The following is an 11,000-nucleotide window of genomic DNA, read 5'->3' on the forward strand; positions in this document are numbered from 1 at the left end:
GACCCGCGGCGTGCCCGCCGGCAGCAGCACCTGTCCTACCGGTCCCACGCTGCGTACCCTCGTCGGATGACCTCCGATGTGCGCCTGCGCCCGGTCCTCGAGGACGACCTTGTGGAGTTCTTCCTGCACCAGCAGGACCCGCAGGCCAACCGGATGGCCGCATTCGGCCCCAAGGACCCGTCCGACCACCGCGAGTTCGCCCGGCACTGGGCCCGGGTGCTCACCAACCCCGCGAACCTGGTCCGCACCGTCGAGGTCGACGGCGAGGTGGTCGGCCACGTCGCCGCCTTCCCGGTCGACGACCTCACCGAGGTCACCTACTGGATCGACCCGGCCCGGTGGGGCCGGGGCCACGCCACGGCAGCCCTCGCCGCCCTGCTGCGCGAGCTGCCCCGACCGGTGCACGCCCGCGCCGCCAAGGACAACGCCGCCTCCCTCGCGGTGCTCCGCAAGTGCGGCTTCGTGGTGGTCGGTGAAGACTCGGGGTACGCCAACGGCCGCGGCGAGGACGTGGAGGAGTGGCTGCTGGAGTTGCCCGCCGACGGGCCTGACCTGGGTGGGCACTAGTCTCGCGGGGTGAACTGGTTGGATCTGGTCGGCTGGGCCGGCTCCGCAGTGCTGGTCTGGTCGCTGCTGCAGTCGCGCATCCTGCGGCTTCGCGCGCTCAACCTCGTCGGCTGCCTCGTGCTGATCGGCTACAACACCGCGATCGAGGTCTGGCCCATGGTCGGGCTCAACATCGTGCTCACGGTGATCAACCTCTGGTACCTGCGCGGGATGCTCGCCACCCGGCACGACGAGAAGACCTACCAGGTGGTGGAGGTCGGTGTCGGCGACCAGTTCCTCGCGCACACGCTGCGGGTGCACGCCGCCGACATCGCCCGGTTCAACCCCGACTTCCACTGGGACCCGGACGCGTCGGGACGCTCCGCGTTCCTGGTGGTCACGGCCGACGAGCTGGTCGGGGTGGTCCTGTCGCACGCCGAGGCGCGCGGAGTCGCCCAGATCGACCTGGACTACGTGACCCCGAAGTTCCGTGACTTCACCCCGGGCGAGTTCGTCTACCGGCGCAGCCACCTGTTCACCGAACGGGGCTTCCACCGGGTGGTCAGCCCGCCCCGAATGGTCGCCCCCTACTACCACCGGCTCGGCTTTCGCCCGGAGGGCGACTCGTACGTCCTCGACCTGCCACCGTCCCCGGCCGTCGATCCGGCGTAGCGTCACCGGCGACCGATTCGGCGTAGCGTCGCCGGGGCAGGATTCGACCGGCGCCGGACGGGGCAAAGACACGCCTACGCCGGGCGGGCTCGCCGACCGGCGGGCACCGCGCGTACCGGCTGGTGCCACCACCACGAGGGAGCGAACCGGGCGTGCAGAGCTACGGGAGCCAACTGGCCCTGGTCGGAATCCTGGTCGTGATCAATGCGCTCTTCGCCGGCAGCGAGATGGCGTTGGTGTCACTGCGGGACAGCCAGATCCAGCGGTTGGAGCGCACCAGCCGGGCCGGGCGGGTGCTGGCCCGGCTCGCCAAGGACCCGAACCGCTTCCTGGCCACCATCCAGATCGGCATCACCCTCGCCGGCTTCCTGGCCTCCGCCGCCGCGGCGGTCTCACTGGCCAAGCCCCTCGTACCGCTGCTCGGGATGTTCGGCAGCGCCGCCGAGACAGTGGCGATCGTGGTGGTCACCCTCGCGCTGACCTTCGTCACCCTGGTCTTCGGCGAGCTGGCGCCCAAGCGGATCGCCATGCAGTCCGCCGAGCGGTGGGCGCTGCTGGTGGCCCGCCCACTCGACCTGCTCGCCACGTTCACCCGGCCGGCCGTCTGGGCGCTCGGCACCACCAGCGACCTGGTGGTCCGCCTCGTCGGGCTGAACCCCAAGCACCAGCCGGAGGAGATCGGCCCCGACGAGCTGCGCGACATCGTCGCCGGCAACCACGGCTTCACCAAGGAGCAGCGCATCATCATCGCGGGCGCGGTGGAGATCGCCGACCGGCGGTTGCGGGCGGTCCTCGTACCCCGGTTGCAGGTCTTCACGCTCGACAGCGGGACCACCGCGGAGGCCGCGCGGCTCGTGCTGGCCGCCACCGGGCACTCCCGCGCTCCGGTGGTGCGCCACGGCGGTCTGGACGACACCGTCGGCGTGATCCACCTGCGCGACCTGGTGGGGGTGCCCGACGACCGCCCGGTCGACGAGATCGGCCGGCCCCCGATGCTGCTGCCCGACTCGCTGCCCGTGGTGGACGCGCTGCGACAGTTCAAAGCCGAGCGCCAGCACATCGCGCTCGTCGTGGACGAGCGCGGCGCCGTCGACGGCATCGTCACGCTGGAGGACATCCTGGAGGAGATCGTCGGAGAGATCTACGACGAGACCGACCGGGACGTGTCGTCGGTGCGCCACGACCCCGACGGCGCCCTGCTGCTACCGGGCACCTTCCCGGTGCACGACCTAACGGACATCGGCGTCGAGCTGCCGTCACGTCCGACCGGTGACTACACCACCGTCGCCGGGCTGGTGCTGGCCCGACTCGGGCACATCCCCACCGTCGTTGGTGAGGACGTCACGCTGGACGGCTGGTCGTTGGTCGTGACCGGCATCGACCACCGGGCGATCACCCAGGTACGGCTCACCCGCGTACCCGATGAAGCCGACACCGACGCCGACACCGATCAGGCCGCGGAGCCGGTGCTGGACGACGCCCGCAGCTGAGCCGTCCGGTTCGCGCGCCGCTCAGGCGGGTGAGAGGTTCTGCAGCCGGACCTGACCACGGGCGACCAACCGCTCGTCGTCGTCGGTGATCTCCACCTGCCAGAGCTGCTGACTGCGGCCCCGGTGTACCGGCGTGCCGACCGCGGTCAGCTCGCCGTCCCGCACGGCCCGCAGGAAGTCGGTCTGGTTCGACACCCCGACCACCGTGCCCCGGTCGGCCAGCCAGAGCGAACCACCCACGCTGGCCGCGGTCTCCACCACGGAGCAGTACACCCCGCCGTGCTGGATGCCGAACGGCTGGTGCAACTCCGGTCGGACGCGCCAGCTGATGACCACCCGGTCGGCGGACGCCTCCTCGAACTTCAGGCCGAGCAGGGCGACGAAACCACCCGTCAGGTCCGGCATCTCCACGGCAAACGCCTCCTCGATCAACGGGGCGCAAGCCTAACCGGGGCGGGTTGCGCGAAACCCGGTACGGGTCCGTGCCGGCGATGGGGGAGAATCGGTGACCGTGACCGACAGCAGCCTCCCGCCCCCCGGGCGGGCCTCCCTGACCGACGACCTGCTCTGGCGTGGCCTGATCCAGGACTCGACCGGCCTCGACGAGCTGCGCGAGCTGCTCGACGGTGGGAGCGCCGCCACCTACTACGTGGGCTTCGACCCCACCGCGCAGAGCCTGCACGTCGGCTCGCTCATGCAGGTCATCACGGCCCGCCGGCTGCAACTCGCGGGTCACCGCCCGTTGCTGCTGGTGGGCGGGGCGACCGGCCAGATCGGTGACCCGAAGGAGAGCGCCGAGCGGACACTCAACCCGCCCGAGGTGATCGCCGGCTGGGTCGAGGGGATCCGCGACCAGTTGGCGCCGTTCGTGTCGTACACCGGCGAGAACGCGGCACAACTGGTCAACAACCTGGACTGGACCGGCGAGATGTCGGTGGTCGAGTTCCTCCGCGACGTGGGCAAGCACTTCCCGGTCAACAAGATGCTCGCGCGGGAGGTGGTGCGCGCCCGGTTGGAGACGGGCATCAGCTTCACCGAGTTCAGCTACCAACTGCTGCAGGCCAACGACTTCTTCGAGCTGCACCGCCGACACGGCTGCCAGCTTCAGTTCGGCGGGTCCGATCAGTGGGGAAACATCACCGCGGGCGTCGACTACGTACGCCGGCGGGGCGCGGGGCCGGTGCAGGCGTTCACCACACCGCTCGTCACCAAGTCCGACGGCACGAAGTTCGGCAAGACCGAGGGTGGCGCCGTCTGGCTCGACCCGACGATGACCAGCCCGTACGCGTTCTACCAGTTCTGGCTCAACGTCGACGACCGAGAGGTCGACCGGTACCTGCGCTACTTCAGCTTCCGTACGCGCGACGAGCTGGAGGACCTGGCGAAGGCGACCGCCGAGCGGCCTGCGGCCCGTCTGGCACAGCGGGCGCTCGCCGAGGAGCTGACCACCCTGGTGCACGGCCCCGAGGAGACCCGACAGGCGATCGCCGCCAGTCAGGCGCTCTTCGGCCGTGGATCACTGGACGACCTGGCCCCGGAGACGCTGCGCGCGGCGCTGGCCGAGGCCGGTCTGGTGCGCCTCTCCGGCGAATTGCCGGATGTGGCGGGCCTGCTGCGGGACTCCGGGCTCGTGAGTGGTCTCAAGGAGGCTCGTCGGGTGATCGCCGAGGGCGGCGCCTACGTCAACAACAACCGGGTGACCGAGGTGGACGCCGGGGTCTCTCCGGCCGACCTTCTGCATGGGCGATACCTGGTGCTGCGTCGCGGAAAACGCTCGTTCGCTGGCGTTGAGCTGGGGGAATAGCCGCCTGTCGACGATGTGACGGGGGACGCGTCCGGCGGATTTGACGATCATCCCGCCGGACGCGTAACTTTCTCTCTGCCAGCGCGGAACGGACGAAACAGGCGAAAGCCTGAAACGGCCGGAGCGCCGGCCAACGGCCGCGGGGCCGGGCGGGCACGCCCGCCGGATCCCGGACCGGGAGGTGCCGCCAGAAACGCCGCGAGGCGGATTTGGTGCGGCGAAACCGACCGGGTAAGGTTAGCAACTGGCAGGGCACCGGGCGGGTCGCGGGAAATCGCGACGGCCGGCCTGCCGAATCCGTGACGAGGGCGGCGCAAGCCGGTCACGACATGGTGCCCGCAACATGGGGTGAAGCACGACGAACCGCGAAACACCGGTTTGACACGGCGGAAACCAGTGGGTAACGTAGTAAAAGTGCCTGGCGCTGGAAAGCGCTGGAACGCTTAACAAATAAGCCCCGGGATGGGGCCCCACGGAGTGGGGCTTGTTGATCGGTGTGTGGTTGTTCTTTGAGAACTCAACAGGGTGCTTTAAAAGCCAGTGCCAATTATGATTTATACCCCGGACTGGTCAGGCTTTTGTCTGGCTGGTTGGGATTCCTTTGGCAACATTTGTTTGTTGTCAGGATGCTGTTCAACTAATTTTTTGTTGGAGAGTTTGATCCTGGCTCAGGACGAACGCTGGCGGCGTGCTTAACACATGCAAGTCGAGCGGAAAGGCCCTTCGGGGTACTCGAGCGGCGAACGGGTGAGTAACACGTGAGCAACCTGCCCTAGGCTTTGGGATAACCCTCGGAAACGGGGGCTAATACCGAATATTACTTGGTCTCGCATGAGGTTGGGTGGAAAGTTTTTCGGCCTAGGATGGGCTCGCGGCCTATCAGCTTGTTGGTGGGGTAATGGCCTACCAAGGCGACGACGGGTAGCCGGCCTGAGAGGGCGACCGGCCACACTGGGACTGAGACACGGCCCAGACTCCTACGGGAGGCAGCAGTGGGGAATATTGCACAATGGGCGGAAGCCTGATGCAGCGACGCCGCGTGAGGGATGACGGCCTTCGGGTTGTAAACCTCTTTCAGCAGGGACGAAGCGAGAGTGACGGTACCTGCAGAAGAAGCACCGGCCAACTACGTGCCAGCAGCCGCGGTAAGACGTAGGGTGCGAGCGTTGTCCGGATTTATTGGGCGTAAAGAGCTCGTAGGCGGCTTGTCGCGTCGACCGTGAAAACTTGGGGCTCAACCCCAAGCCTGCGGTCGATACGGGCAGGCTAGAGTTCGGTAGGGGAGACTGGAATTCCTGGTGTAGCGGTGAAATGCGCAGATATCAGGAGGAACACCGGTGGCGAAGGCGGGTCTCTGGGCCGATACTGACGCTGAGGAGCGAAAGCGTGGGGAGCGAACAGGATTAGATACCCTGGTAGTCCACGCTGTAAACGTTGGGCGCTAGGTGTGGGGGACCTCTCCGGTTTCCTGTGCCGCAGCTAACGCATTAAGCGCCCCGCCTGGGGAGTACGGCCGCAAGGCTAAAACTCAAAGGAATTGACGGGGGCCCGCACAAGCGGCGGAGCATGCGGATTAATTCGATGCAACGCGAAGAACCTTACCTGGGTTTGACATGGCCGCAAAACTCACAGAGATGTGAGGTCCTTCGGGGGCGGTCACAGGTGGTGCATGGCTGTCGTCAGCTCGTGTCGTGAGATGTTGGGTTAAGTCCCGCAACGAGCGCAACCCTCGTTCGATGTTGCCAGCGCGTTATGGCGGGGACTCATCGAAGACTGCCGGGGTCAACTCGGAGGAAGGTGGGGATGACGTCAAGTCATCATGCCCCTTATGTCCAGGGCTTCACGCATGCTACAATGGCCGGTACAATGGGCTGCGATACCGCGAGGTGGAGCGAATCCCAAAAAGCCGGTCTCAGTTCGGATCGGGGTCTGCAACTCGACCCCGTGAAGTCGGAGTCGCTAGTAATCGCAGATCAGCAACGCTGCGGTGAATACGTTCCCGGGCCTTGTACACACCGCCCGTCACGTCACGAAAGTCGGCAACACCCGAAGCCGGTGGCCCAACCCTTGTGGAGGGAGCCGTCGAAGGTGGGGCTGGCGATTGGGACGAAGTCGTAACAAGGTAGCCGTACCGGAAGGTGCGGCTGGATCACCTCCTTTCTAAGGAGCACCATCCGGTGAAAGCCGGTATGGAGCCCGCGGCCTGCGAATGTGGGTCGGGGTGCTCAGATGGCGGAGACACTGGCAAGTTTTTCCTCGGCAACGGCCGGGACTTCCTAGTACAGCCACCCTTTTGGGGTGGTGGGAACGGGTGGGTCCTGGTGCGGCTGGGTGGAGGCGCTAAGCACCCTGTTGGGTCCTGAAGGAACAACCATTGTGTTGTTGTTTCAGAGACTGGTTCGAGCCCTGTGGGTTCGGGAGTCTGCCAGGCATGGCCTGGCCTCATATACCGCCGGCGGTTGTCGGGTTTGGTGTGGGGCGGATCGGGTTGTGGGTTGGTCGTTTGTTGAGAATTGCACAGTGGACGCGAGCATCTTTGTGGTCAAGTTGTCAAGGGCGAACGGTGAATGCCTTGGCACCAGGAGCCGATGAAGGACGTGGGAGGCCGCGATAGGCCTGGGGGAGCTGTCAACCAAGCTGTGATCCCAGGGTGTCCGAATGGGGAAACCTGGCACCAGTCATGTGGTGTCACCCACACCTGAACACATAGGGTGTGTGGAGGGAACGCGGGGAAGTGAAACATCTCAGTACCCGTAGGAAGAGAAAACAATTTAGTGATTCCGTGAGTAGTGGCGAGCGAAAGCGGATCGAGGCTAAACCGGCTGCGTGTGATACCTGTCAGGGGTTGCGTGGTCGGGGTTGTGGGACCCTGCTGAACAAGCTGACACTTGTTCGAGAAGTTACAAAGTTAGTGGCTAGTCGAACAGTCTGGAATGGCTGACCGTAGACGGTGAAAGTCCGGTAGGTGAAAGTTGCTGACCTTCTGTGGGTGTTCCCGAGTAGCGGCGGACCCCTGAAATCTGCCGTGAATCTGCCAGGACCACCTGGTAAGCCTAAATACTTCCTGGTGACCGATAGCGGACAAGTACCGTGAGGGAATGGTGAAAAGTACCCCGGGAGGGGAGTGAAATAGTACCTGAAACCGTTCGCCTACAATCCGTCGGAGCCTTGCGGGGTGACGGCGTGCCTTTTGAAGAATGAGCCTGCGAGTTAGTGGCATGTGGCGAGGTTAACCCGTGTGGGGGAGCCGTAGCGAAAGCGAGTCTGAATAGGGCGATTCAGTCGCGTGTCCTAGACCCGAAGCGGAGTGATCTAGCCATGGGCAGGCTGAAGCGCGGGTAAGACCGCGTGGAGGGCCGAACCCACCAATGTTGAAAAATTGGGGGATGACCTGTGGTTAGGGGTGAAAGGCCAATCAAACTCCGTGATAGCTGGTTCTCCCCGAAATGCATTTAGGTGCAGCGTCGCGTGTTTCTTGCCGGAGGTAGAGCACTGGATGGTCTAGGGGGCCCACAAGCTTACCGAAATCAGCCAAACTCCGAATGCCGGTAAGTGAGAGCGCGGCAGTGAGACTGCGGGGGATAAGCTTCGTAGTCGAGAGGGAAACAGCCCAGATCACCAGCTAAGGCCCCTAAGCGTGTGCTAAGTGGAAAAGGATGTGGGGTCGCACAGACAACCAGGAGGTTGGCTTAGAAGCAGCCACCCTTTAAAGAGTGCGTAATAGCTCACTGGTCAAGTGGTTCCGCGCCGACAATGTAGCGGGGCTCAAGCACACCGCCGAAGCTGTGGCATTCACATTTTAACCTCGCTTGGACTTGATTCCTTGTGCAGGTGTGTGGATGGGTAGGGGAGCGTCGTGCCGCGAGTGAAGCAGCGGGGTGACCCAGTTGTGGACGCGGCACGAGTGAGAATGCAGGCATGAGTAGCGAAAGAAGGGTGAGAAACCCTTCCGCCGGATGACCAAGGGTTCCAGGGCCAGGCTAATCCGCCCTGGGTGAGTCGGGACCTAAGGCGAGGCCGAGAGGCGTAGTCGATGGACAACGGGTTGATATTCCCGTACCCGCGAAAGAGCGTCCCTGATGAACCTCGTTGTGCTAACCACCCGAGCTGCCTGATGTCTTCGGACGGATGGTGGGGAGCGTGGGAACCTGATGGGTAGTAGTCAAGCGATGGGGTGACGCAGGAAGGTAGCTGAGCCCGGCCGGTGGTTGTGCCGGGGTAAGCGTGTAGGCCGTGTTGTAGGCAAATCCGCAACACATATAGGCTGAGACGTGATGCCGAGCCGATTCAGGTGAAGTCAGTGATCCTATGCTGCCGAGAAAAGCCTCTAGCGAGTTCTTAGCGGCCCGTACCCCAAACCGACACAGGTGGTCAGGTAGAGAATACCGAGGCGATCGGGCGAACTGTGGTTAAGGAACTCGGCAAATTGCCCCCGTAACTTAGGGAGAAGGGGGGCCGGAGACGTGAAGCCCCGCGCGGGTGGAGCGTTGTATGGCCGCAGAGAGCAGGGGAAGCGACTGTTTACTAAAAACACAGGTCCATGCGAAGAAGTAATTCGATGTATATGGACTGACGCCTGCCCGGTGCTGGAACGTTAAGGGGACCTGTTAGCTCTTTCGGGGGCGAAGCGGAGAACTTAAGCGCCAGTAAACGGCGGTGGTAACTATAACCATCCTAAGGTAGCGAAATTCCTTGTCGGGTAAGTTCCGACCTGCACGAATGGCGTAACGACTTCCCCACTGTCTCAACCACAGGCCCGGCGAAATTGCAGTACGAGTAAAGATGCTCGTTACGCGCGGCAGGACGGAAAGACCCCGGGACCTTTACTATAGCTTGACATTGGTACTCGAATTAGCTTGTGTAGGATAGGTGGGAGCCGGTGAAGTCCATACGCCAGTATGGGTGGAGGCAATCTTGAAATACCACTCTGGTTGATTTGGGTATCTAACTTCGGACCGTTATCCGGTTCAGGGACAGTGTCTGGTGGGTAGTTTAACTGGGGCGGTTGCCTCCTAAAAGGTAACGGAGGCGCCCAAAGGTTCCCTCAGCCTGGTTGGCAATCAGGTGTTGAGTGCAAGTACACAAGGGAGCTTGACTGTGAGACTGACAGGTCGAGCAGGGACGAAAGTCGGGACTAGTGATCCGGCACTTGCGAGTGGAAGCGGTGTCGCTCAACGGATAAAAGGTACCCCGGGGATAACAGGCTGATCTTCCCCAAGAGTCCATATCGACGGGATGGTTTGGCACCTCGATGTCGGCTCGTCGCATCCTGGGGCTGTAGCAGGTCCCAAGGGTTGGGCTGTTCGCCCATTAAAGCGGTACGCGAGCTGGGTTTAGAACGTCGTGAGACAGTTCGGTCCCTATCCGCCGTGCGCGTAGGATACTTGAGAAGGGCTGTCCCTAGTACGAGAGGACCGGGACGGACGAACCTCTGGTGTGCCAGTTGTCCTGCCAAGGGCACGGCTGGTTAGCTACGTTCGGAAGGGATAACCGCTGAAAGCATCTAAGCGGGAAGCCTGCTTCAAGATGAGGTATCCCACCCACTTTGTGGGGTAAGGCCCCCAGCTAGACGACTGGGTTGATAGGCCGGAAATGTAAGCCCGGTAACGGGTTCAGTTGACCGGTACTAATAGGCCGAGGACTTGACTACTAAGCTGCTACGCGTCCACTGTGCAACTCTCGATAAACGAACAACAGACCCACTGTGTGTGTGGTGTTGTTTGATATGTCGATAGAGTTACGGCGGTCATGGCGGAGGGGAAACGCCCGGTCACATTCCGAACCCGGAAGCTAAGCCCTCCAGCGCCGATGGTACTGCACTCGTGAGGGTGTGGGAGAGTAGGACGCCGCCGGACAATCTTCCAGTCGAGGGCCGCCCCATCCGGGTCGGCCCTCGACTGCGTAGCGCCATTGGTGGCGCAATCAGGAAGGATGTACCTGTGAGTTCAGGACCGCAGGGCGGAGACCGTCCCCGTCGCTACGAAGACCGTACTGACGGCGCGGGCGGACGCGACCGCGGCCCGCGCCGCGATGACCGAGGAGACCGGCCCCCGTACCGGGGAGACCGTGACAGCGGTGGCGGTGCCCGCGGCGGCTACGCCGGCGGCCGCGACTCTGGTTCCCGTGGTGGTGACCGGGACAGCTCGCGCTCCAGCGCCCCCCGCGAGGGTGGCTACCGTGGTGGTGACCGCGACGGCTCGCGCTCAGGTGCCCCGCGTGAGGGTGGTTTCCGTGGTGGCGACCGGGACCGTTCCAGCGCTCCGCGTGAGGGCGGTTTCCGTGGTGGTGACCGGGACCGTTCCAGCGCACCGCGTGAGGGCGGTTTCCGTGGTGGCGACCGGGACCGTTCCAGCGCTCCGCGCGAGGGCGGTTTCCGTGGTGGCGACCGGGACCGTTCCAGCGCACCGCGCGAGGGCGGCTTCCGTGGTGGCGACCGGGACCGTTCCAGCGCACCGCGTGAAGGTGGCTTCCGTGGTGGCGACCGGGAC

General features: G+C 64.1%; 5 protein-coding genes and 3 rRNA genes. 7 read left to right on the forward strand and 1 reads right to left on the reverse strand.

Features of this window, described 5'->3' with window-relative positions; genetic code table 11:
• Positions 1–66: 66 nt before the first annotated feature.
• The 3 genes from PCA76_RS12355 (at position 67) to PCA76_RS12365 (ending at position 2,708) form a co-directional block, all read left to right on the forward strand.
• Complete coding sequence (locus tag PCA76_RS12355; RefSeq protein WP_272617715.1) at positions 67–567, forward strand: GNAT family N-acetyltransferase; 501 nt, start codon at positions 67–69, stop codon at positions 565–567.
• 9 nt (positions 568–576) lie between these two features.
• Positions 577–1,218 carry a hypothetical protein gene (locus PCA76_RS12360; RefSeq protein ID WP_272617717.1) on the forward strand — a complete coding sequence of 214 codons (642 nt, stop codon included), beginning with the start codon at positions 577–579 and terminating at the stop codon, positions 1,216–1,218.
• A 152-nt stretch (positions 1,219–1,370) separates the two neighbouring features.
• The gene (locus tag PCA76_RS12365) at positions 1,371–2,708 is read left to right on the forward strand and encodes a hemolysin family protein (protein WP_272617719.1); all 1,338 of its coding nucleotides are present in this window, start codon (positions 1,371–1,373) and stop codon (positions 2,706–2,708) included.
• A gap of 21 nt (positions 2,709–2,729) precedes the next feature.
• Here PCA76_RS12365 and PCA76_RS12370 read toward each other — a convergent pair whose 3' ends face one another.
• Positions 2,730–3,113, reverse strand: coding sequence for a PaaI family thioesterase (locus PCA76_RS12370; RefSeq protein ID WP_272619345.1), 384 nt, complete (start codon positions 3,111–3,113; stop codon positions 2,730–2,732).
• Positions 3,114–3,219: 106 nt separating this feature from the next.
• Here PCA76_RS12370 and tyrS point away from each other — a divergent pair, with 106 nt between their 5' ends.
• From tyrS to rrf, 4 genes are all read left to right on the forward strand, one after another.
• Entirely contained in the window at positions 3,220–4,512 is a 1,293-nt protein-coding gene (tyrS, locus tag PCA76_RS12375; protein ID WP_272619347.1) for a tyrosine--tRNA ligase, read from the forward strand.
• Between the two features lie 645 nt (positions 4,513–5,157).
• Positions 5,158–6,672: ribosomal RNA gene (locus PCA76_RS12380) — 16S ribosomal RNA — on the forward strand.
• 380 nt (positions 6,673–7,052) lie between these two features.
• A 23S ribosomal RNA gene (locus tag PCA76_RS12385) occupies positions 7,053–10,162 on the forward strand.
• Positions 10,163–10,250: 88 nt separating this feature from the next.
• Positions 10,251–10,367, forward strand: a 5S ribosomal RNA gene (rrf, locus tag PCA76_RS12390).
• The 16S, 23S and 5S rRNA genes sit together here, the layout of an rRNA operon.
• Positions 10,368–11,000 lie beyond the last annotated feature (633 nt).

The sequence above is a fragment of the Micromonospora sp. LH3U1 genome, from assembly GCF_028475105.1.
In the GTDB taxonomy this organism is placed as follows: Bacteria; Actinomycetota; Actinomycetes; order Mycobacteriales; family Micromonosporaceae; genus Micromonospora.

Excerpts from the sequence above, each read along its gene's own strand:
- PCA76_RS12370 (WP_272619345.1), bottom strand. The coding sequence starts at position 3,113 with ATGCCGGACCTGACGGGTGGTTTCGTCGCCCTGCTCGGCCTGAAGTTC.
- PCA76_RS12355 (WP_272617715.1), top strand. The coding sequence starts at position 67 with ATGACCTCCGATGTGCGCCTGCGCCCGGTCCTCGAGGACGACCTTGTG.